We start from the raw sequence: 22,125 nt of genomic DNA on the forward strand, positions 1-22,125 counted from the left end.
CCTCCGCCCGGGCCGGGCGGAGGCACGCCGCTGTGGTGGAGATGCGGTTTGAAGCTGCGGGTTCGTCGTGGCTGGTCGCGCAGTTCCCCGCGCCCCTAAGGGGCCTGCGGCCCCCTCGGGGCGCGTAGCCACCGGGCTTCGGCAAGTCCCCCTCAGCCTCCGATCGACAACCCCTCCCCCGTCACCCGCACCCTGATCCCGTCCTTCTGTACGCGTACGTCCTGCAGTCGTACGTCCCCGTCCGCCGGCTTCGGGAGGCGGAAGCCGAGGGAGAGGCGGTCGACGAGGACCGGGCGGGTGAGTTGGGTGAGGCCGTCGAGGAGGGCCGGGTCGAAGCCGAGGCGCTTCAGGAGCTCGGGGTTGTCCACCGCCACGTCGATGAGGTTGAGGTCCATGGCCTGGCGGGCGAAGTCCGCGGAACCGGTGAGTTCGGCGAGCTTGGTGTCGTCGTTGAGCGCCTCCTGGACCGCCGCGTCCGGTACGCCGAGGCGCTGGACGATCGCGGGGACGGACAGCAGTGCCTTCGCCTTCTTGGTCTCCTTGGCCAGACGCTCGGCGGACTCGGGGGTCAGGTGCAGCCCCTCCGAAGCGCGGCTGCCGGGACGGTAGGTGGCCAGGTCGCCGATGTCCAGGCGCATTCCGCCGATCTCCGTCGAGATCCCGCGGTCCCCGTCACGCTGGATCCGCGCGTCGGCGCGCAGCTTCAGATCGTGCCCGGCGACGGGCAGCGTGCCGCGCGCCCGCACCTCGTCGCTGCCATGACCGGTGAACGTGACCTGGGAGGCGCCGAGTTCACGGTTCAGGTCCGCGAAGGAGAGCAGCACCTCGCCCTGTAACCGGGGAATGCTCGCGCCGCGTACGGACGTGGGGCCGCCCTCGATCCGTACGCCCGTGGCCGTCGCCGACACCTTCGCCAGGGAGACCCGGTCCGCCGCCACGTCCGGCACGGTCACCTTCACGGTGTCGACGCGGCTGTCGGCGAGCTGGGTGAGGAAGGGGAAGCCGCCGATCTCGACCTCGGGCGCGGCGCTCAGATCCAGCTGGTCCTTGAGCTTGTCGGCCGCCGCGTGCTCGGCGTAGAGGAGGGCCCAGCGGTCGGCCAGGGTCAGGAACGCGGCGAGGACGACGATCCCGATCACGGCCTTCAAGGCAAGTGGCAGGCCCGCGAAGCGGTTTCGGCGGCGCCGGGTGCGGGCGCCCCGGCGGTGGTTGGGCGGAGCCCACTCCCCGCCGGCCTCGTCGGAATCCGCGTACTCGTCGTGCTCGTCGTACTCCTTGTTCTCCTCGTGGTTCTCCTCGTGCAGGAACTCCTCCAGCGGCCCGTCGTCCAGGGCGCCGAGCTCGTCGTACGGGTTCGTATAGGGAGGCGTCGCTGCGGGATGCGTCTCTGTGGGGTGGGGGGTACGCATCGGCTCATCTCACCATGCGTACCGACCCCACCCGCAAGCTGTACTGCTAGTAAGGGAGATTCCTCACGGTCGTCACTGCACGACCGTGATCCGGTCCGCCGCCGGCGGCGCAATCGGGTCCGTGGCCGAGGAGTTGGCCGTCAGGTACTTCTCGAAGGCTGCCAGGTCATCGCCGCCGACGAGGTCGTTCGTACCCTGCCCCAGCGTGGTGAAGCCGTCGCCGCCGCCCGCGAGGAAGCTGTTCATCGCGACGCGGTAGGTGGCGGCCGGGTCGATGGCGGTGCCGTTCAGCTCGACCGAGCCGGCCACGACACGGTCCGCGCCCGTCTTCGTCAGGTCCAGGGTGTACGTCAGACCCGACGACACCTGGAGGACCTTCGGCGAGGCCGCGTTGGTGCCGCTGACCTGCTCCTGGAGCACCTTGATGAGCTGGGCGCCCGTGAAGTCCTGCAGATTCACCGTGTTGGCGAACGGCTGCACCGCGAAGCCCTCGGCGTACGTGACGACCCCGTCGCCCTCGCTGCCCTTCGCCGCGTACGTCAGACCCGTACGGATGCCGCCCGGGTTCATCAGCGCGAGATCGGTCTCGGGGTCGAGCTCCTTGCCGTACGCGAGCTGCGCGTCCGCGATCAGGTCACCGAGCGGCGACTCGGAGCCGGTGGCGGGGACGTCGGCCGAGATGTAGCCGATGGGCTTGTTGCCGATCGGAGCCGCGAGGGTGTTCCACTTGCTGATCAGCTCGGTCATGTCGGCGGCCTTGGGGACATCCCGGGTGACCACGTGGTTCGCGGAGTCGACGGCCGTACGCGCGATGTCGCCGGTCCAGCGGTCGTACGTCAGCGTCGTGTCGGTGTAGAGGCGGCCGAAGGACGCGGCCGAGGTGACCGTGCGCGGCTTGCCCGACGGGTCGTTGATCGTGCAGGCGTACGCGGTGTGCGTGTGGCCGGTGACCAGGGCGTCGACCTTCGGCGTGATGTTCTTGGCGATGTCCACGATCGGACCGGAGATGCCGTCGCCCGCGCCCGGGGAGTCGCAGTCGTAGTTGTACGCCGTGGAGGCCGGGAAGCCGCCCTCGTGGATCAGCGCGACGACCGACTTGACGCCCTGCTTCTCCAGCAGCTTGGCGTACTTGTTGATCGTCTCGACCTCGTCCTTGAACTTCAGGCCCTTGACGCCCTCGGCGGAGACGATGCCCGGGGTGTCCTCCAGGGTCACGCCGATGAAGCCGACCTTGACGCCGTTCTGCTTCCACACCCAGTAGGGCTTGAGGATCGGCTTGTTGGACTTCTCGTCGAGGACGTTCGCGGCGAGGTAGGGGAAGTTGGCGCCCTCGAAGGTCTCGCCGTCGTTGTAGCAGCCGTCGGTGGGGTGGCAGCCGCCGTTCTGAAGACGGGCCAGTTCCTTGGCGCCCTCGTCGAACTCGTGGTTGCCGACGCTCGTCACGTCGAGGTCCAGCTTGTTCAGCGCCTCGATGGTGGGCTCGTCGTGGAAGAGCCCGGAGATCAGCGGGGAGGCGCCGACCATGTCGCCGCCGGCCGCGGTGATGGAGTACTTGTTGCCCGTACGGGCCTGCCGCAGATGCGTCGCAAGGTACTCGACACCGCCCGCGTTGATCGTCTCCGTCGTCCCGTCCTCGTGCACCTCGGTGACGCGGCCGGAGGAACCGGACGGCGGCTCCAGGTTGCCGTGCAGGTCGTTGAAGGACAGCAGCTGCACGTCCTGATAGCGGCTCGGCTTCTGGTAACCGGACGTCGTCCCGCTCTTCGTCTCGCCCGCCGCCGCCGGCAGCGCGGCGGCCAGCGCGCCGACGGTGGCGAGACCGGCGGCGGCCGCGAGGAGGCGCTGGGTCCGGCGTCTGCGGCGGTACGGCTGGGGTGTGACTGACATGTGCCCCCCTGTGGGTCGGCTGAGATCTGGGCCCCGTCGCGCCGCAGCCTAGAGTCAACGCGCGTAGCGCGAACAGAGGTTCAGGGTTACGGACTGGTTGCCGTTGGGGGCAATTCGCCATGAAGGGGGCGGCTTGCTACGCCACGGTTCCTGAGGGCCCCGAAGGGGGCGCGGGGAACTACGCGACCAGCCACGACGCACCCGCAGCTTCGGACCGCACGCCCAGCGGAGCTCTTCGCCATGAACGGGACAGCCCTTACTCTCGTAATCATGACGCGCGACGACACCGCCCCACCCCTCCCCACCCGCACCCTCGACATCGTCTCCGAGCTGCGCCCCGAGCAGACCGACTCCGTGCTCGCGCTCCTCGCGGAGGCAGCCCGCGCCGACGGTCGGCAGGCGGTGTCCGAGCAGGGGCGGCTGCAGTTGCGCGGGGGCCCGCGAGTGGGCGTACGGCATCTGCTGCTGACGGTCCAGGGGCAGCTCGTCGGATACGCGCAGCTGGAGGACACCGATCCCGTCGAGGCACCGGCCGCCGAACTGGTCGTACATCCGGGCCATCGCGGGCACGGCCACGGTCGGGCACTCGGCAGCGCGCTGCTCGCGGAGTCCGGCAAGCGGCTGCGGGTCTGGGCACACGGCGGCCACTCCGCCGCGCGGCATCTCGCGCAGGTCCTCGGGCTCACCCTGTTCCGCGAACTGCGCCAGATGCGGCGGCCGTTGACCGACTTCGCCCCGCCCGCGCCGGCGCTCCCCGAGGGCGTCAGCGTCCGCACCTTCGTGCCCGGCGAGGACGACGCGGCCTGGCTCGCCGTGAACGCCGAGGCCTTCGCCCACCACCCCGAACAGGGCGCCCTCACCCAACGCGACCTCGACGACCGCAAGGCCCAGCCGTGGTTCGACCCGGCCGGCTTCTTCCTCGCCTTCCGCGACGACGAACTGATCGGCTTCCACTGGACGAAGGTGCACGCGGAGGAGGGCCTCGGCGAGGTGTACGTCCTGGGCGTACGCCCCGGCGCCCAGGGCGGCGGCCTCGGCAAGGCACTCACCACGATCGGCCTGCGCCACCTGGCGGCCCAGGCCGTGCCGACGGCGATGCTGTACGTCGACGCGGACAACACGGCGGCGGTGACGGTGTATGAGCGGCTGGGCTTCGTGACGTACGAAACGGACCTGATGTACCGCACGGAGTCCTGACCGAACCGACCGCACGCAGTCCTGACCGGACCGACCGCACGGAATCTGACCGCCTGCCCACGGCGGTGAGTCACTCCAGCCGCCGGCGCGTCATCGACCCTGGTTCGCGGCCCGACACCGACCACGCTGTGGCCGCGGCGGCGATGGGAAGGCCGATCAGCGTGAGCGCGAGCGGCACATAGGGGACGTGGCCGAGCCGACTGAGATCATCTGCGAAGGCGGCGAGCAGGATGGCGTACGCCCCGGCCGTCCCGAGCAGAACGCCGGCCAGGGCCAGGAACCCGGCGGTGGCGGCGGTCAGCCCGCGACGGATGGTGGTCGTCGCACCGGTTGCGGTGAGGGTGCGCAGCTCGTCGGCGGCTTCGCCGCGGATGGTGCCGACGGTCATGGCCAGCACCCCGAGCGCCAGCAGGGCGCCTCCGGCCACGGACGCCCAGCGCAGCGTGGCGAGCCCGTCCTGCTGGTCGCGTACCTCGTTGACGAGGCCGTTCTCGATCGCCAGTTCACGGGCGGCGGTGAGCTGCGTCTTGGTGAGGTCGTGAGGTGCCTGGACGAACCAGCCGGCGGTGATCGTGCTCCACCCGTAGCGCCCCAGCGCCGCAGGGGTGAGGAACGCGTCGGGTACGGAGGTATAGGCCGAGCCCCGGTAGTGCTCGGTGCGGGCCACGAGATCGCGCCGCACGGTGTTGAGGAGATCCAGCCGTCCGGCCGCCGGGGTGAACAGGGTTGTGTCGGCGTCCGCCGGCGTGAGCTCGAAGCCGAACCGCCGCGCCGCCTCGGGCGTCGCGACGTAGGCCGCCGAACTGTTCCAGGTGTGCGGCCCGGACTGACGCCCGACTTCCACGGTGGGCTGCCCCGCTGCCGCCTCCGAGTCACCGGCCCCTGTCTGCGGCGACTTCGGGTCGTAGGCCATGACGAGCGGGGTCGCCGAGCCGCCCAGGGCAGCGGTGTACTGGTCGATGGCGCGCTGCACACGCCCCAACTCGGCGGTGCTGAGGCGTGGGACGACGGGCTCGTCCGAGCCGATGCGGACGAGCAGCTGGCTGCCGGCCAGATTGCCCCGCTCGGCCGACACCTGGCTGGCGGCGGCCAGTACGGACACCGCGACCGGGATGCCGATGGCCAGGGTGATCGCGGCGAGCGCGGCACCCGAACGGGCCTGGTAGCGGCCGAGACCGCGCAGCGCCAGCCGGGGGGTGAAGGGCAGCCGGACGGCCGTCGCGGCCAGCAGCCGGACCAGCAACGGGCTGAGCAGCAGCAGCCCCCCCACCACCGCGATGATGCCCAGGCAGATCAGCAGCGCGTTGCTCTGGTGCGCCGCGGCCAGCGAGCCGAGGCCCGCGGCCAGCAGCGCGGCCGCCGCCCACACCGACTGCCGGGCGCGCACCGGCCGGGGCGTACGCGCGGACAGTGCCTGGGCCGCGGGGATCCGGGCAAGCGCCCGGGCAGGCCACCAGGCGGCGGCCGTCGGCGCGAGGACGGCGATGAGAGCCAGCAGGACAACGAGCGTCCAGGGCAGGGCAAGCCGGTCAATGCGGTGGCCGACGGCCTGCTCCATGTGCGGGGCAAGCGGTAGCCAGGCCGCCACCCCGACGAGGGAGCCGACAGCCACGGCACACACCCCGGTCAGCGCACCGTGCGCGAGCAGCACGAGCCGCACGTGCCGGGCGGTGGCACCGATCGAGGCGAGGATCCCCAGCTGCCGCAGCCGGCGCTGCGCCAGGACCGCGAACCCGGCGGCGGCGACCAGCGACACGAGCAGCAGTACAACTGTCGCCAGCGCGAACACCGCGGCGACAGGTGCCCCGTTGAAGGTCCGGTGTTCCTGGACGAACTTGGGGCTGTTGTCGGACTTCCGGTAGTCGGCGAAGACGTCGGCCGGGACGTCTGCCAGCACCACAGCTGTCGTCGCCGCGCGGCCCGCGACCCGATCCTCCGCGGCGGCGGCCAGCGCGAAGATCTCGCCCAGCTTCTGCGGGTTCTCCACCAGGCCGACGACTTCGAGTCGCTGTCCATCGAGCGTGACGTCCGCCCCCGGCCGGGTATGGAAGAGCTCGGCAGCGGACCTGGTGAGGGCGATCTCCGTGCCGTCGCTCGGGTACCGCCCGCCGATCAGACGCAGCATCGGCGTCCCGTAGCGGCCGTGCGGGTCCTGGGCGCGGAGATCGAGGGGCCGTACGGAACCGGGGATGGTGACCTCCCGGTGGCCGATGACCTCGATCGGCTCGAGCTTGCCGCGAGCGGCGGCGATCTGGCCCTGCAGCCGGCTCGTGTCCTCCAGACGTACGCGCTGCTGCGCCGAGCCGAAGGTGCCGGCTGCGGACTCCGGATAGGCGTTCGCGGCGGCGAGGCCGCAGACGGCTGCTGCGACGGCGAAGCCCACGAGGGACACCAGCAGGATCTGCTGTCGCCACTCGCGACGCAGCAGCCGCCAGGCCCAGCGCACCACCGCAAGACGGGCGGGCAGCCCGCCGCCCGGCGGACGGTTCGGGGCGGGTGCGAGGGTCGCGGCGCTCACCGGCCCGGCTCCCCGCCGGTCAGCAGACTCTCAGGACCTTCGGTCGGCGTACTCGTATCGATGACGACGCCGTCCCGTACGAACACCACCCGGTCTGCCCAGGCCGCGAGTTGGGAGTCATGGGTGACCAGCACCGCAGCGGCGCCGTCGCGGCACGCGGACCGGATGAGGCGCATGACGCTCTCGCCGGTGTCGGAGTCGAGGGCGCCGGTGGGCTCGTCGGCGAGCAGCAGCCGCCGGTCGCCGACCAGGGCGCGGGCGATGGCGACGCGCTGCCGCATGCCGCCGGAGAGCTCGTCGGGAAAGCTGCCGGCCCGGTCGGTGAGCCCCAGCTCCGCGAGGGCGCGCATGCCTTCGTGGCGGGCTTGCCTGGCCTTCATGCCGTCGAGTTCCAACGGCATGGTGATGTTCTCGACGGCGGTGAGCCCGGCGAGCAGGTTGAAGTCCTGGAAGACATAACCGAGATGGCGGCGACGCAGCCGGGCCCGGTCGTTGGAACTGAGGTCGGACAGCGCCGTCCCCTCGATGACGACCTCTCCGCTGGTGGGCTCCTCGAGGCTGCCGGCGATGGTGAGCAGGGTTGACTTGCCGGAGCCGCTGGGGCCCATGACGGCGACGAGTTCGCCGGGGGCCACGCTCAGATCGACGTTGTCGAGCGCCTGCACGGCGGCGGTCCCCGTGCCGTAGGTCTTGGAGACCTTACGGATGTCGAGCACGGCGCTCATCGGAGGGCCTCCCGGGGCGGAGGCCGAAGGGTCTCGTCGGCGAGGCGCAGTTCGTCGAGGCTGTGGTGCTTGAGGCGCCCCTCCGCGGCGTCGAGCCACCGGACGACGGACTCGAGCCGGAAGAGCTGGGCGTCGGCGACCAGCAGCAGCGACAAGTCCTGCGGGGCGTCTTCCTTGAGCCGGGTGTACTGGCGCATCTGCGCGACGGTGTGCCGCCGATGGGCCTGGAGGATCTCCGGCACGTCCACGCCGGGCAGCCGCAGCGCGACCAGCACCTTGATCACAAGCTCGTCCCGCGGCGGCGCGTCGGCCCCAGGGGGTGTACGCAGCCAGGTGTCGAGCTCCTGGCTGCCCGGCGGGGTGATCTGGTACTTCTTCTGCGGCCCTTCGGAGGTGTCGGCGGGGTCGGACTCCGCCAGCCCGTCCCGCTCGAGCCGCTGCATGGTCGTGTACACCTGGCCGGTGTTGAGGGGCCAGACGTCCCCGGTCCGGTCCTCGAACTCCTGCCGCAGCTGAAGCCCGTACTTGGGGCCTTCACTGAGCAGGGCCAACAGGGCGTGCCGCACGCTCATGGAACCTCCAAAAAGAGGACTGTCTACTGAGTAGACTACTCAGTAGACAGTACGGCGCGGGGGGATGGATGGCCAGTGCCCGGGGACTACCAGTGCCCGGGGACTAACGGGGGACTAACCGGACCGGGTCCTCGCGGGCGTCAGCCCGCGCAGCCTCCGCGCCCGTACGGGTTCCGTGCAGGCCCCCGCCCCCACCAGGGCCGCGACGGCCAGGAGCCCCGCCCACCGTTCGTGGGCGCTGTTCCAGCGCGGGTCGTCCGGGGTCACGAAGAGCGCCCACTCGTCGGGCAGCAGCAGGGCCGCGACGAGGGCGGTGAGCAGCAGTCCGGCCGACACCGCGGCTCCCTGCCGCGTCGCGTCGGTGCACCGCACGGCCATGGTCGCCGCGGCGAGCGCGAACACGGCGGTGGCGGTCGCCTCCAGGGTGACGGCGCCGACCGGGGGCCGCGCCTCCTGCGGTACGAGGAGCAGCGCGGCCGTCCAGCACAGCGCGGCGAACGGGGCCACGAGGACCACCCGCAGTCCGGCGCGCACCGGGCGCCGGGTCGGCACGACCGACGTGGTGTGCCGGGCCGGGTCGTCCAGCAGGAACGCCAGACCGAGAGCGAAGGCGAGCGCGGCACCCCGCAGCAGGTGGAGGGAGAGCAACGGGTCGGGTTCGCCGGACAGCATCCGCGGAGTGCCGGCCAACAGGAGCCCCAGGGCGCCACCGGCCGTGAGCGCGCCCCACGGGAGCGTGCGCCACACCGGCGGAACGAGGGCGACGGGGGGAAGGAGGGCCCGCCCGCCCGCGGCTGCTCCCACTCCTCGTACTCCTGCTCCTCGTACTCCTACTCCTCGCACGAGCCACCGTCCGCTTCCGCCCCGGCCGCTCCCTTGTCCGCGGCCGGCACATCCAGCAGCTCCGCCACCCGTGCCGTCGACGTCTTCGGGGACGTGAGTTCCGTCCAGTGGGCCTTCACCTTGGCGATGACGCCGTAGCGGGGCTTCTGGAGCAATTCCCGTACGATCCTGGTCTGTTCGGCACTCATGGACAGGGGTTCCGTGGGCGCCAGCACAGTGGCGGAGCCGGAGACGCTGTCGCCGAGGCGGACGTTGCGGAACGCGGTCATCGGGTCGGGATCCGCGCCCAGCGCCAGCCACATGACCGTCACCATGCGGGCGTCGCACAGGACACTGCCGGCCTTCTCGTCGCCCGCCACCAGCACGGACGCGACGCCGACCGCGAACTCGGGGACCCGGTTGCCGCCCCAGTCCGTGCCCACGGTGACCTGTCCGCGTGTGGCGGACGGGGGGAGCGTGGAGTCGGTCTCCGGCCCGTAGCGGGCCTCGATGCGCTGCCGTACGGTCAGCCGCTCACCCCCGGCGGCACCGCCCGCGAGGTTCTGGACGCGGTCGGCCACCGCGGCCCAGTCGGCGGTGCGGCCCGTCCACTCGGGGAAGGCGCAGTACGTCGACCTGTCGTGCCTGACGCACGTCTGGACCTTCTCCGGGCTGACCGACGCCCGTTCGCGGGCCGCGGTCGTCGCGGACGGAGTGCCCCCGGACTGGGCGACCGCACCCAGCAGCGTCAGGGCGAGCGCCCCGCCGAGAACCGTCCCGACGACAGCCGTACGCCTGCCGCTGACCAGCACCGCGAGGACGGCCGCGGACAGGCCGAGCCCGACGAGATACACGACGTGCCAGAAGGCGGGGCGGCCCAGCAGGTCGGAGGGGAACGGAGTGGCGTCGGTCTGGGTGACGACCGGGGCCAGCCAGGTCGCCCAGCCGCCCCCGGACGCCGTCGGCACGACGACCTGGGTGAAGAGCAGGAGGACCATGATGACCGCTGCGGCGAAGGAGGAGCGGACCAGGCGGGCGAGCAGTACGCCGGACACGCCGAACAGCAGGACCGTCAGCGGCCCCACGGCCAGTTCGGCGGGCGAACCGTGCCCCACCGCGCCGGGCTTGAGCGCCGCCCAGGTGAACTGGGCGACGACACACACCGCGGTGAACAGGACCGCCGGGATCAGGGACAGCAGATGGGCGAGCGTGCGTCGCCACGGCTCGACGACCAGCACGTCGAAGTGGCGGTCCGTGTCACGCCGGTGGGAGCGCAGGACGGCACGGTTGACGCACAGCAGGACCGCGACGCCCACCAGCATCGGGAGGGACTGCGTGGCCCGGTCGACGTTCTGCAGCACCGGGTAGTCGTCCCCGCCCGATGTGGACTGCCACACGATCCAGCCGACGTACAGGATCGCGACGCCGACGAAGGAGGTGTTCAGGCGCAGCTCGCGCGCCTCGAACCGGGCGAGGGCGAACACGGCCGCCCAGGGGCGTGGCGGGTGCGCCGGCTCGACGGCCCGGGTGGGTGTCTCGAGTACGGTGCTCATGCCGCCGCCACCTCCGCGCCCGCCGCACCGTCCGTGCCCTCGCCGCCCTCGCCACTCGCACCGCTCTCGCCGTCGAGGGTGAGCAAGTAGCCGTCCTCCAGGGTGGGTTCGACGAGTTCGGCGCCCTGGGGCGGGTCACCGACGTTGCGGAAGGAGCCCGTGCCGGTACGCCAGCCGGCCCGCGCGGCGGGGTCACGTTCCGTGCTGCTCCACACCCGGCCCGCCGCCCGAGCGGTCAGCTCGGCCGGGGTGCCGTCGAAGCGGACGCGGCCCCGGGCCATCACGATCACGCGGTGGCAGAGCATCGCGACGTCCTCGGTCTGGTGGGTGGACAGGAGCACCGTCCGCCCCTCCCCCGCCTGCGCGATCAACTCCCGGAACCGCATGCGCTGTTCGGGGTCGAGACCGACGGTCGGTTCGTCGAGGACCAGGAAGCCGGGGTCGCCGACGAGCGCGGCGGCCAGCGCGACCCGCTGGCGCATGCCGCCGGAGAGCTTCTTGATGCGCTTGTTCCGTACGTCGGACAGGTCGACGGCCTCCAGCACGCGCCGTACCTCCCGGTGCCGGGCACCGCGGTCCCACAGCTCCTTGAGAATCGCCACGTAGTCGACGAACTCGAAGGCCGAGAAATCCGGGTGGAAACCCGGCGTCTGCGGCAGATACCCGAGCGCACGCCGGACGTCCAGCCGCCCGGCCGTCGTCCCCGGGTCGTGCCCGAGCACCGTGAAGGCGCCCCGGTCGGGCGGCACGGCGGTGGCCAGCACCCGCAACAGGGTCGTCTTTCCGGCCCCGTTGGGGCCCAGCAGTCCGGTCACGCCCTCCGTCAGCCGCAGGGAGACGTCGTCGAGGGCGGCGGTACCTCCGTAGCGGAGGGTCAGCCCGGCGGCGGAGACCGTGGGGGCCGTACGTGGGGCGGTCATGCGGGACTCCCGTGGAAGAGGACGAAGACGATCGGAACGAAGGAGAAGAGCGCGAAGAGGACGTACTCCCTCACCCGTCGCTCCCGTCGCTGCCGGAGGATCCCCGGCTCCTGCTGGATCCCTTGACGAAGAGGGCGACGAGATGGAGCAGCCAGACGACGATCGAGGCGGCCCCGAGCGCCCCGGCTTTGAGCAGCACGACCCACCTGCGGGAAGAAGAGTTCGAAGCAGCAGTGGACATCACGCAATACCTCCGTCTGTGAAGCCCCCGAACGGCACATGCGCGGACGAGGAGTCGAATCGGTCTCGTACGAGATAGAGCAGCCCGGCGGCGAGGACGGCGACCGCGGCGGCGACGCCCTGCCCGGCCGCCGTGAACGGCGCGAGCGTCGCGTCGGGCGCGGTCGTCGCGTGCGTCACCAGCAGCAGCGTGATCCAGGTCCCGCCGACCAGGGCGGGCGCGAGGACGGGGCCGAGGCGGGCCGTCAGCGCGAGCCCCGTCGCGGTGAGGGCGAGCGCGGGCAGCAGCCAGGTCAGCGCGCGCAGCCCGTACGCGGGCAGGGCGAGGGTCGCGAGCCCGTTGAGGAGGAGCCCGACGCTCAGCACGGCGACCGTACGGATCATCAGCAGCCGGAATCCGTGCAGCGGCGAGACGACGGCCATCTCGTACGTCGGGTCGAGCGAGGGCCCGTACGACAGGGCGACCCCCGCGAGCGGGAGCAGCGGCGCGAGCGCCAGGAACAGCGTCGGCGAGGAGCCGGACTGTGCCGAGTAGGCCGCTCCGACCGTCATCAGGAGCACCGCGGCGATCGCCAGCAGCCAGGAGCGGCGCAGCACGGGCGTGGCCGTCAGCAGCCGGGCCGTGTGGTCGGCGACACCGATCCGCGTCAGCAGCGACTCCACCAGGCCCGGCCGCGGCGCGTCCAGCTCGGCATCTAGCCGCTCCCACCCCGCGTCAAGGGCCACCGGATCGACGACGTCGGCCAGCGCCGCCCGGCACCGCGCGCATGCGGCGAGGTGCGTGTCGGCGGACCAGAGCCGGGGCGCGGTCAGCTCGCCCCGCGCGTACGCCCGGAGGTCGTCCTCCGGCACATGCCAGGTCGTATCCGTGCCGCTCATGTCCGTGCCGCTCATGCCAGCGCCTCCCGCAACTGCTTCCGGGCCCTGAGGGCCCGTGTCTTGACCGTGCCGGGCGGAATGCCGAGCAGGACGGCCGCTTCCCGGGTGGTGAGCCCGTCGATGACCGTCGCCTGGAGGACCGCGCGGAGCTCGGGCGAGAGCCGGGTCAGAGCCCCGGCGAGGTCCCCGTGCTCGACTCCCGCGAGCACGCGTTCCTCCGCCGAGGCCTCGTCCCGGTGCCGCAGCCGCGCGAGCGTCTGCCGCAGCCGGCCACGCGCCCCGTCGCCGCGCAGGGCGTCGATGAGCCGGCGCGAGCCGATCCGCCACAGCCAGCCCGCGGCATCTCCGGCGGGGCCCTCCTCGCGGTAGCGGGCGCTGCCCCGCCACACCGCGAGAAACGTCTCCTGTACGACGTCGTCCACGATCCCGGCGTCGGCGCAGCGGCCGCGCAGCCGCGCGGTCAGCCAGGGCGCGTACCGCCGGTACAGCTCTTCGAAGGCACGCCGGTCCCCGTCCGCCGCGATGGCCCGCAGCAGCTCCCCGTCGCTTCTCGTTTCCCTCACGCCCCTTCATCGGACGAGCCCTGCCGATCGGTTCACGGGATCGGGCTTTATTCGGCGCTTGACTTCTCAGGCAGTTTTACACCACCCTTTCACTACTCAATTAGTGAAAGGGTGGTTGCCCAGTGGTCGAATACCGCATCGACCGGCGCAGCGGCGTCGCCACCTACGTGCAGATCGTCCAGCAGACCAAGCACGCACTCCGTCTGGGCCTGCTCGAACCGGGCGACAAGCTCCCCACGGCCCGCGAGGTCGTGGAAGCCACCGCGATCAATCCGAACACCGTCCTGAAGGCCTACCGCGAGCTGGAGCGCGAAGGGCTGGTCGAGGCCAGACGCGGCCTCGGCACCTTCGTGCAGCGCTCGCTGAGCACCACTGGGGCCGACTCCCCCCTCCGGGCCGAGCTGACCGAGTGGGCATCTCGTGCCCGCGCGGCGGGCCTCGGCCGGGAGGACGTGGCCGCGCTCTTCACCTCCGTACTCGACGACCAGTTCGAGCTCGACGAACACTCCAAGGGGGACCAAGAATGACCGACACCGCCATCGAGGCGGCCGGGCTCGGCATGCGGTACGGGCGCAAAAAGGGGAACGTCCTCGCGGACTGCTCCTTCCGGCTCCCGCAGGGCCGGATCTGCGCACTCGTCGGCCCGAACGGCGCCGGCAAGTCCACCCTCCTCGACATCGCCACGGGACTGCTCCGGCCCACTGCGGGCACGGTCACGGTCCTGGGCGGTACGCCCGCCGCCGCCCGCTCCCGCGTCGCCTACGTCGCCCAGGACAAGCCCCTGCACCCGCAGCTCACCATCGCCGCCACACTCCGGCTCGGCGCCGAGTTCAACAGCGGCGGACGCTGGAACCAGGAGGCCGCCGAGCGGATCGCGTACGGCACCGGCGGCCTGGAGCCGAAGGCCAGGGTCCGCTCGCTCTCCGGCGGCCAGCGCACCCGCGTCGCCCTCGCCCTCGCCCTCGGCAAGCGGCCCGAACTGCTGCTCCTGGACGAGCCGATGGCCGACCTCGACCCGCTCGCCCGGCACCAGCTCACCGGCGCCCTGATGGCGGAGGCCCTGGAGAACGGCACCACCATCGTGATGTCGTCCCACGTCGTCGCCGAGCTGGAGGGCTCCTGCGACTACCTGCTGCTGCTCCAGGACGGCCGCGTACGCCTCGGCGGCGAGAGCGACGACCTGCTCTCCGCGCACGCCCTGCTCACGGGCACGGCCGCCGACTTCGCCCCGCACACGGTGATCGAACGACGCGCCACCGGACGCGGCCACACCGCGCTGGTACGCCCCGAGGGCCCGACCGATCCGGCCTGGCAGCGCGACCAGCCCACCCTGGAGGAACTGATCCTCGCCCACCTGCGCAGCCCCGAGGCACCGGCGCTGCTGACCCCGGCCGCCACCGCCACCGCCGCGGGCACCGACCGTCAGGAGGCGGCCGTATGAGCACCCTGACCGTCAAAGGCGCTGTCAAGGGCCTCCCGTGGACCGTGCTGCGCCTTCACCGGACGGCGCTGATCACCTGGGGCGCCGGGCTGTTCGCCGTCGCGGTGGCCCTGGTCTGGATGTACGCCATCGGGGACGAGGCCCGCTTCGGGGCGGACGGCTGCTCGATGCCGCCGGACACGGGGCTGCCGTCCTGCCTGGATGTGGCCGCGAGGACCGCCGACTGGAACTTCAGCGAGACCTACAGCAATGTCATCGGCCTCGTCAGCACCGCCGTGTCGTACCTGATGTTCCCGGTCGCCGCCTGGGCGGGCGGCGCGCTGATCGGACGCGAGCTGGAGAACGGCACCGCACGGCTGGCCTGGACGCAGTCCGTCACGCCCGTGCGCTGGCTCGCCGCCAAGCTCGCCGTACCGGCGCTGCTGCTGACCGCCGGCACCACCGCGGCGGTGCTGCTGAACGTCTGGGCCCGGCAGGACAACAATCCCAACCTGGTCGGCGACTGGTACACCCCGGACGTCTTCGTCTCCACCGGCCCGACAGCCGTCACCTACGCTCTGGCGGGCCTGGCCCTCGGCGCGCTCGCCGGACTGCTCACCCGCCGGGCCCTGCCCGCCGCAGGCTTCGGCTTCGCCGCCACGCTGGGCCTCTACAACGTCCTGCAGCGCTACCGCGAAGACCTGTGGCCCACCGTGACCAGGACGGGCAAACCCTACGAGCTGCCGCGCTCCGCCTTCCAGGTGGAGGACGGGGCACGGCTCACCTCCGGCGCCAGGACCAACAGCCAGCCCTGCGGCGAGTCGATGTCGCCCGGCTCCGACTGCGTTCCGGACGCCGACTTCGCCGGGTACTACTCCACCTACCACCCCAAGTCCCACTTCTGGCCGCTCCAGTTCGTCGACGCCGGCATCGCGCTGGCCGTCGCCGCCCTCGCCACCGCCGCCGCCTTCTGGCTCCTCCGCCGCCGGGCCGCCTGATCCCACCCGCCACTCCTGGCCGGGTACGCCCCTTGCGGGGGGTAGGGCGTACCCGGCTCCCGGGCGTGTAGACGCCCGGGAGCCGCCCCCCGGCATCCCGCACGTCATGTCGCCGTAACCATCGATTCAGACGGGCTTGCGACGCTCGGCGAATGAACCCCTCCGTACCCGAGCCTTCGCCTCCACCGGAGAACGAGCCCTCGCCCGTGCAGGAGAACAGGAGCCTCCAGTTCGTCGCCGCGCTGCCGCCCGCTCCTTCTGACGCGCCGGTTTCCGTTCCGGCGCGGAACAATGGGTTCATGACCCAGCACGACATCCAGGTCCAGCACGCTCAGCCGTCCGTCGGCTCCATCGCCGCGCACCGCCCGCACACCGTGGCGGCCGTGGTGTCCGACCTGGAGCCGGACATCGACGCCGACCTCGACGCGTACGAGGAGACCGACGGCGTCCAGCTCCCACAGAACCGTTTCCTGGACCGGGAGCGCAGCTGGCTCGCGTTCAACGAGCGCGTCCTGGAACTCGCCGAGGACCCGAGCACACCCCTCCTGGAGCGGGCGAACTTCCTCGCGATCTTCGCCAGCAACCTGGACGAGTTCTTCATGGTCCGCGTGGCCGGCCTGAAGCGCCGTATCGCGACCGGCGTCGCGACCCGCTCGGCCTCCGGTCTGCAGCCGCAGCAAGTGCTGGAGATGATCTGGGCCCGCTCCCGCGAGCTCATGGCCCGGCACGCCGCCTGCTACCAGGAGGACGTGGCTCCGGCGCTCGCGGAGGAGGGCATCCACCTGGTCCGCTGGAACGAGCTGACGGAGAAGGAGCAGGCCCGCCTCTTCACGCTCTTCCGGCACCAGATCTTCCCGGTCCTGACGCCTCTCGCGGTCGACCCGGCGCACCCCTTCCCGTACATCTCGGGCCTGTCCCTGAACCTCGCGGTCGTGGTCCGCAACCCGATCTCCGGCCACCGCCACTTCGCCCGCGTCAAGGTCCCGCCGCTGCTGTCCCGCTTCCTGGAGGCCTCCCCCGGCCGCTACGTCCCGCTGGAGGACGTGATCTCGGCCCCGGCCCACCTGGAGGAGCTCTTCCCGGGCATGGAGGTCCTGGAGCACCACATGTTCCGGGTCACCCGCAACGAGGACCTGGAGGTCGAGGAGGACGACGCCGAGAACCTGCTCCAGGCCCTGGAGAAGGAGCTCATGCGGCGCCGCTTCGGACCGCCGGTGCGCCTGGAGGTCGAGGAGTCCATCGACCCGTACGTCCTCAACCTCCTCAGGCGCGAGCTGAAGGTCTCCGAGGCCGAGGTGTACCCGCTGCCGGGCCCCCTGGACCTCACCGGCCTCTTCGGCATCAGCCGCCTCGACCGGCCCGAGCTGAAGTTCCCGAAGTTCGTCGCGGGCACCCACCGCGACCTCGCCGAGGTCGAGTCGGCGTCGGCGCCCGACATCTTCGCCGCCCTGCGGGAGCACGATGTCCTGCTGCACCACCCGTACGACTCCTTCTCCACCTCCGTGCAGGCCTTCCTGGAGCAGGCGGCGATGGACCCGGACGTCCTCGCCATCAAGCAGACCCTGTACCGGACGTCGGGCGACTCGCCGATAGTCGACGCTCTCATCGACGCCGCCGAGTCCGGCAAGCAGGTTCTCGTCCTCGTCGAGATCAAGGCGCGCTTCGACGAGCAGGCCAACATCAAGTGGGCCCGCAAGCTGGAGGAGGCGGGCTGCCACGTCGTGTACGGCCTCGTCGGCCTCAAGACGCACTGCAAGCTGTCCCTCGTGGTCCGCCAGGAAGGCGAGACGCTCGCCCGGTACTCCCATGTGGGCACGGGCAACTACCACCCGAAGACGGCCCGCCTGTACGAGGACCTCGGCCTGCTGACGGCCGATCCCCAGGTCGGCGCGGACCTCTCCGACCTCTTCAACCGGCTCTCCGGCTACTCCCGCCGCGAGACGTACCGCCGCCTCCTGGTCGCCCCCAAGTCCCTGCGCGACGGACTGATCGCACGGATCAACAAGGAGGCGCAGCACCACCGCGCCGGACGTCCCGCGCACGTCCGCATCAAGGTCAACTCGATGGTGGACGAGGCGATCATCGACGCCCTCTACCGCGCCTCCCAGGCGGGCGTGCCGGTGGACGTGTGGGTGCGCGGCATCTGCGCGGTACGCCCGGGCGTGCCGGGTCTGTCGGAGAACATACGGGTACGTTCCGTTCTCGGCCGCTTCCTCGAACACTCCCGTGTCTTCGCCTTCGGCAACGGCGGCGAGCCCGAGGTGTGGTTCGGCAGCGCCGACATGATGCACCGCAACCTCGACCGCCGGATAGAGGCCCTGGTCCGGGTCAAGGACCCGGCGCACCGGGCGACCCTCAACCGGCTCCTCGAGACCGGCATGTCCGACACGACCTCCTCCTGGCACCTCGGCTCCGACGGCGAGTGGACCCGCCACGCGACCGACGGCGACGGCCAGCCGCTGCGCAACGTCCAGGAGACGCTCATAGACGCCCGGAGGCGCCGGCGTGGCACAGCAACACCTTGACCCTGCGGACCCCAAAGCCGGGCCCGTGGCCGGCGACTCCCTGGCGGCCTACCTCCAGACCCAGGCCACGGAGTTCCTCCGCGCGCTGCGGCAGCACCGCGAGACCGGCGGCGCGACGTCGAACGGCACGGAGGACACCGTCGACGCGGCCCGCGCGCTGCGCCGCTCGGCCCGCCGCATCAGCGGCACACTCCACACGTTCCGGCCCCTCCTCGACACGGACTGGTCGGAGGGCATGCGCCCCGAACTGGCCTGGCTGTCGGGCACGTTGGCCCGGGAACACGCGTACGCGGCACGCCTGGAACGGCTGATGGGGGCACTGCACCGGCTGTCGGGCTCGTCGGCGTTTCCCGCACAGGGGTCCGCGGCTGTGGGCACGGCGGCAACCGGGGCCTCCGGCCCGCCCAAAGGACCCACGCCGGAAAAGAGCAACCTCACCGTAGGCGCCGCCAAAGCAGGCGCCCTCCTGGAACGCCAGCTCACCCTCGCCCGCACCCGGTCGCACTCGGCGGCGCTCCAGGCACTGGGCTCCTCCCGCTTCCACGCGGTCGCGGACAGCGTCGCCGTCCTGGCCAGCGAGGTCCCGCTGACCCAGGCCGCCACGACCGCCGACCTCAAACCGCTGGCGGCCGCCGCGGAGGACCGCCTCACCGACGCCATCTCCGGACTGCCCCTGGTCAGCGCGGGCCACCCGTACAACGCGGAGGCCCTCGTCCACGGCCTCTCCGCGGACACGGCCCCGCAGCCCCAGGACGCCCCCTGGCACCAGGTCCGCCTCCTGCTGCGCCTGCACCGCTACGCCCGGGAGGTCCTGTACGGCGCCGACGCCCCCGTCGACGTATGCATGCTGAGCGCGGGTCAGGCCCTGGACCGGCACCGCGACGCGGCGGAGGCGGCGTCGGCGGCGGCCTCGGCGGCCCGTACCCCGCGGATCGCCCCGGCGACGGCGTACGCGCTCGGGGTGCTCCACGCGGACCAGCGACACGAAGTGGAAGCGGCCCGGTTCGCGTTCCAGCGGGCCTGGTCGAGGGAGACAGTCGGCACGCCGTGACTGATGGAGGCCCTGTGCACGACACGACGAACGGCAACCTCGTGCTCGCGGCGGGCTGCGTCCTGTGGCGCCGCTCGCCCGTCGCCGGCGAACTGGAGATCTGCCTGGTCCACAGGCCGAAGTACGACGACTGGTCGCATCCGAAGGGCAAGTTGAAGCGCGGCGAGGACCCGCTCGCGGGCGCGATGCGGGAGGTCGAGGAGGAGACCGGCTTCGGCTGCGTACCCGGTCCCCGGCTGTCCACGGTGCGCTACCTGGCCAACGGCCGCCCCAAGCAGGTCAGTTACTGGGCGGCCGAGGCGACCGAGGGCCACTTCACCCCCAACCGCGAGGTGGACCGCGTCCGCTGGCTCCCTCCGGCCGCGGCCCGCGACCGCCTCACCCAGCCCCGTGACCAGGCGCTGGTGGACGAGCTGCTGGCCGTGGCGCTCCGCTCGGAACGCCATTGAACTGCGGGCGGCCGTGCGAAAACTGCGGGTCCGTCGTGGCTGGTCGCTCCCCCACTCTCGGCTTCGCTCGAGCGGGGGGACCCCCATCGCGGCGGAGCCGCAAATTGATACAGCCCCGCGCCCCTATAGGGGCGCGACACTGGGCCCGGAGCTCAATGGGCGGCCGTATGCCCCTCCGCGTCCCGCCTCGCCAGACTTCGCGCGCGCCGCGCCGGACCCCGCCAGCCACAGCTGCAGCGGGCCGTGCAGAAACGGCCTTGATCGACGGTTGTCGTGCGGTGTTCCGGAGGGTCGCCCTCGTCCTGCTGCGCCACGCCAACCACGGTACCGACTCTGAGTAAACGCTTACCCATGGCTCGCCGTGGCGTGACGACCCCCCTGACCCGTCGTTAAGCGGAACGACAGGAGGCGCTCAAGAACGGCCCGGCTTGGGGGTAGGCAGGCGATGGTGGAGCGGCAGCACAGGCGGAAGGGCGGAGCGGCCGTCCTGGCCTCCGCGGCGGCGGGGCTGATGGTCTGCGCCACCGGATGCTCGGGCAGCGGAGCCGCCGCCGAGGACGCGCGCGCCGCCACCGCCCCGGTCGGGGTACTGCGGCAGGCCTCCACGAGCCTGGTGCGCGCGGGCAGTTCCAAAGCGCATACGTCGATGGAGATGGCCACCGGCGGCACCCGCGTGACCATCCGCGGCGAGGGCGTCTACGACTACCGGCGGCAGGTCGGCCGCCTGAAGGTGCGCCTCCCGCAGGACCCGGCCGGCACCCCCGGGCACCGCCCGATCACCGAACTCCTTGCGCCGGGCGCCCTCTACATGAAGAACCGCGGAGCCGGAGTGCCCCCCGACAAGTGGGTTCGCGTCGACACGGCCACGCTCTCCGACGGGAACCTCGTCACCGGCGGCGCCACCGATCCGCTCGCCGCCGCCGAACTGCTGCGGGGCACGCGTAAGGCGACGTACATCGGGAAGACGACGGTCGCCGGCACTCCCGTACGGCACTATCGCGGCACCGCCGACCTCGGCAAGGCGGCCGAGCGGGCCTCCGAGGGCAACCGCGGCCCCCTCCGGGCGGCGGCGAAAGGGTTCGCCACGGCCGACGTCCCGTTCGACGCCTACCTCGACGAACAGGGGCGCATCAGGAAGCTCCGGCACCGGTTCAGCTTTGTGAACGGGCAGCAGGGGGGTACGGTCGCGGTCGCCTCGACGATGCTGCTGTACGACTTCGGGGCCCCCGTCGACGTACGGCTGCCGGACGCCGAGGACATCTTCGCGGGGAAGATCGCCGAGTAGGGAAACCGTGGCCCGGGCCCGGTCAGCCGGAATCTACGGGGCCGGAAATGGTCCGTTGGTGCCATGCGCCGTGCGTAGGCCGCTCCCTACTCTAGGAAGTCGGTGACGGCAGGAAGAGGTGATGCACGTGGCTCCGGCAGGCGGTACGGCGGTTCAGGACCACGTGGCCCTCGCCGAGATCGAGCTGTGCGGCGATTTGATCATCGCAGCCTCGGCCATCGACGGGGACCGGCTGAGCCCGGACCGGATCGACGAGGTTCTGGGCGTATGGGAAGAACGCCCCCACGGGGACGAGCAGCCCCGCTAGACGCGCACGCCCGCGCCCCTTTTAGGGGCGCGGGACTGCATCAATTTGCGGCTCCGCCGCGTGGGCGCGACAAGCCCCACCGCCCCGCAGACAACACACCGACCTTTCCGCGCCCCTTCAGGGGCGCGGGGCTGCATCAATTTGCGGCTCCGCCGCGCGGGCGCGACAAGCCCCCACCGACCGGCAGACAACAACGCACCGCCCTTTGCGGTTCCACCCCCGGGGACGAGCCGCCCCCATAGACGCGCGCGCCCGCGCCCCTGTCAGGGGCGCGGGGAACTGCGCGACAAGCCCCCACCGGCCGGCAGACAACGACGGCACCGGCCGATTACGGCTCCACCCCCGGAGGGTCACGTGCGCAGCAACCGCCCGATCGCCTTCGTAGCCTCTTCCACCTTGGCATCGATCTCCGTGCCGCCCTTGAGGGCCGCGTCCGCGACGCAGTGGCGGAGGTGCTCCTCGAGAAGCTGGAGGGCGAAGGACTGGAGCGCCTTCGTGGAGGCGGAGACCTGCGTGAGTATGTCGATGCAGTAGACGTCCTCGTCGACCATCCGCTGCAGCCCCCGGATCTGGCCCTCGATCCGGCGCAGACGCTTGAGGTGTTCGTCCTTTTCCTTGTGGTACCCGTGGATCCCGCGGTCGTGATCGGTCACCACGTCCGGCACGCCCGCGGAGGGCGCACCGGCGCCGGCCTCGGTGGTCGTCATCGCGTCCTCCTGCTCGTCGGACCGGCGAACCTGCCTGGTTCGCCGGTTACATATACCCCTGCTGGGTATATGGTAACGAATTTTGCTGGGTATAGGGC

22 protein-coding genes are annotated in these 22,125 nt (G+C 71.9%); 9 read left to right on the plus strand and 13 right to left on the minus strand.

The features are described from left to right. Positions 1-152 precede the first annotated feature (152 nt). Positions 153-1,409 carry an LmeA family phospholipid-binding protein gene (locus G5C60_RS25105; protein WP_165263101.1) on the minus strand — a complete coding sequence of 419 codons (1,257 nt, stop codon included), beginning with the start codon at positions 1,407-1,409 and terminating at the stop codon, positions 153-155. A 72-nt stretch (positions 1,410-1,481) separates the two neighbouring features. Next, positions 1,482-3,296, minus strand: a complete 1,815-nt coding sequence (locus G5C60_RS25110) for a bifunctional metallophosphatase/5'-nucleotidase (RefSeq protein ID WP_165263103.1) — start codon at positions 3,294-3,296, stop codon at positions 1,482-1,484. Positions 3,297-3,566: 270 nt separating this feature from the next. Here G5C60_RS25110 and mshD point away from each other — a divergent pair, with 270 nt between their 5' ends. After that, positions 3,567-4,493: a mycothiol synthase gene (mshD, locus tag G5C60_RS25115; protein WP_165263105.1), complete on the plus strand. Its 927-nt coding sequence runs from the start codon at positions 3,567-3,569 to the stop codon at positions 4,491-4,493. Positions 4,494-4,563: 70 nt separating this feature from the next. Here the strand turns inward: mshD and G5C60_RS25120 are convergent, their stop codons facing one another. From G5C60_RS25120 to G5C60_RS25160, 9 genes are all read right to left on the minus strand, one after another. After that, on the minus strand, positions 4,564-7,011 hold the full coding sequence (locus G5C60_RS25120) for an FtsX-like permease family protein (RefSeq protein WP_165263107.1): 2,448 nt from the start codon (positions 7,009-7,011) through the stop codon (positions 4,564-4,566). After that, a complete protein-coding gene (locus G5C60_RS25125; RefSeq protein ID WP_165263109.1) occupies positions 7,008-7,736 on the minus strand; it encodes an ABC transporter ATP-binding protein in 729 nt (242 codons plus the stop codon). The genes G5C60_RS25120 and G5C60_RS25125 overlap by 4 nt, the downstream gene beginning before the upstream one ends. Next, positions 7,733-8,308, minus strand: coding sequence for a PadR family transcriptional regulator (locus tag G5C60_RS25130; RefSeq protein ID WP_165263111.1), 576 nt, complete (start codon positions 8,306-8,308; stop codon positions 7,733-7,735). Before G5C60_RS25130 ends, G5C60_RS25125 begins: the two co-directional genes overlap by 4 nt. A 114-nt stretch (positions 8,309-8,422) precedes the next feature. After that, the gene (locus G5C60_RS25135) at positions 8,423-9,112 is read right to left on the minus strand and encodes an ABC transporter (protein WP_165263113.1); all 690 of its coding nucleotides are present in this window, start codon (positions 9,110-9,112) and stop codon (positions 8,423-8,425) included. 26 nt (positions 9,113-9,138) lie between these two features. Beyond that, positions 9,139-10,683 carry an ABC transporter permease gene (locus G5C60_RS25140; protein ID WP_165263115.1) on the minus strand — a complete coding sequence of 515 codons (1,545 nt, stop codon included), beginning with the start codon at positions 10,681-10,683 and terminating at the stop codon, positions 9,139-9,141. Then, a complete protein-coding gene (locus G5C60_RS25145; protein WP_241267048.1) occupies positions 10,680-11,603 on the minus strand; it encodes an ABC transporter ATP-binding protein in 924 nt (307 codons plus the stop codon). Before G5C60_RS25145 ends, G5C60_RS25140 begins: the two co-directional genes overlap by 4 nt. 70 nt (positions 11,604-11,673) lie before the next feature. Beyond that, positions 11,674-11,844, minus strand: a complete 171-nt coding sequence (locus tag G5C60_RS25150) for a hypothetical protein (RefSeq protein WP_165263117.1) — start codon at positions 11,842-11,844, stop codon at positions 11,674-11,676. Beyond that, positions 11,844-12,737, minus strand: coding sequence for a zf-HC2 domain-containing protein (locus G5C60_RS25155; RefSeq protein ID WP_241267049.1), 894 nt, complete (start codon positions 12,735-12,737; stop codon positions 11,844-11,846). Before G5C60_RS25155 ends, G5C60_RS25150 begins: the two co-directional genes overlap by 1 nt. Continuing rightward, the gene (locus G5C60_RS25160) at positions 12,734-13,285 is read right to left on the minus strand and encodes a sigma-70 family RNA polymerase sigma factor (protein WP_165263119.1); all 552 of its coding nucleotides are present in this window, start codon (positions 13,283-13,285) and stop codon (positions 12,734-12,736) included. The genes G5C60_RS25155 and G5C60_RS25160 overlap by 4 nt, the downstream gene beginning before the upstream one ends. 122 nt (positions 13,286-13,407) lie before the next feature. On the opposite strand from G5C60_RS25160, the gene G5C60_RS25165 reads away from it, so the two are divergent. From G5C60_RS25165 to G5C60_RS25190, 6 genes are all read left to right on the plus strand, one after another. After that, positions 13,408-13,812, plus strand: coding sequence for a GntR family transcriptional regulator (locus tag G5C60_RS25165; RefSeq protein WP_165263121.1), 405 nt, complete (start codon positions 13,408-13,410; stop codon positions 13,810-13,812). Further along, positions 13,809-14,726, plus strand: coding sequence for an ABC transporter ATP-binding protein (locus G5C60_RS25170; protein ID WP_165263123.1), 918 nt, complete (start codon positions 13,809-13,811; stop codon positions 14,724-14,726). The genes G5C60_RS25165 and G5C60_RS25170 overlap by 4 nt, the downstream gene beginning before the upstream one ends. Continuing rightward, positions 14,723-15,703, plus strand: coding sequence for a hypothetical protein (locus G5C60_RS25175; RefSeq protein WP_165263125.1), 981 nt, complete (start codon positions 14,723-14,725; stop codon positions 15,701-15,703). The genes G5C60_RS25170 and G5C60_RS25175 overlap by 4 nt, the downstream gene beginning before the upstream one ends. Positions 15,704-16,002: 299 nt before the next feature. Continuing rightward, positions 16,003-18,228 carry an RNA degradosome polyphosphate kinase gene (locus tag G5C60_RS25180; protein ID WP_165263127.1) on the plus strand — a complete coding sequence of 742 codons (2,226 nt, stop codon included), beginning with the start codon at positions 16,003-16,005 and terminating at the stop codon, positions 18,226-18,228. Continuing rightward, on the plus strand, positions 18,209-19,279 hold the full coding sequence (locus G5C60_RS25185; protein WP_165263129.1) for a CHAD domain-containing protein: 1,071 nt from the start codon (positions 18,209-18,211) through the stop codon (positions 19,277-19,279). The genes G5C60_RS25180 and G5C60_RS25185 overlap by 20 nt, the downstream gene beginning before the upstream one ends. Before the next feature lie 14 nt (positions 19,280-19,293). Continuing rightward, complete coding sequence (locus G5C60_RS25190; RefSeq protein WP_165263131.1) at positions 19,294-19,728, plus strand: NUDIX domain-containing protein; 435 nt, start codon at positions 19,294-19,296, stop codon at positions 19,726-19,728. A gap of 152 nt (positions 19,729-19,880) precedes the next feature. Here G5C60_RS25190 and G5C60_RS54245 read toward each other — a convergent pair whose 3' ends face one another. Beyond that, positions 19,881-20,081: a hypothetical protein gene (locus G5C60_RS54245; protein ID WP_241267050.1), complete on the minus strand. Its 201-nt coding sequence runs from the start codon at positions 20,079-20,081 to the stop codon at positions 19,881-19,883. Positions 20,082-20,173: 92 nt separating this feature from the next. Between G5C60_RS54245 and G5C60_RS25195 the strand changes: the two genes are divergently transcribed. Together G5C60_RS25195 and G5C60_RS25200 are read left to right on the plus strand one after the other, a co-directional pair. After that, positions 20,174-21,013, plus strand: a complete 840-nt coding sequence (locus G5C60_RS25195; protein ID WP_165263133.1) for an SCO4651 family lipoprotein — start codon at positions 20,174-20,176, stop codon at positions 21,011-21,013. 121 nt (positions 21,014-21,134) lie between these two features. After that, the gene (locus tag G5C60_RS25200) at positions 21,135-21,320 is read left to right on the plus strand and encodes a hypothetical protein (protein ID WP_165263135.1); all 186 of its coding nucleotides are present in this window, start codon (positions 21,135-21,137) and stop codon (positions 21,318-21,320) included. Positions 21,321-21,670: 350 nt separating this feature from the next. Here G5C60_RS25200 and G5C60_RS25205 read toward each other — a convergent pair whose 3' ends face one another. Next, a complete protein-coding gene (locus G5C60_RS25205; RefSeq protein WP_165263137.1) occupies positions 21,671-22,027 on the minus strand; it encodes a metal-sensitive transcriptional regulator in 357 nt (118 codons plus the stop codon). Between the last annotated feature and the right edge of the window lie 98 nt (positions 22,028-22,125).

It is taken from the genome of Streptomyces scabichelini, assembly GCF_011045015.1.
GTDB lineage: Bacteria > Actinomycetota > Actinomycetes > Streptomycetales > Streptomycetaceae > Streptomyces > Streptomyces scabichelini.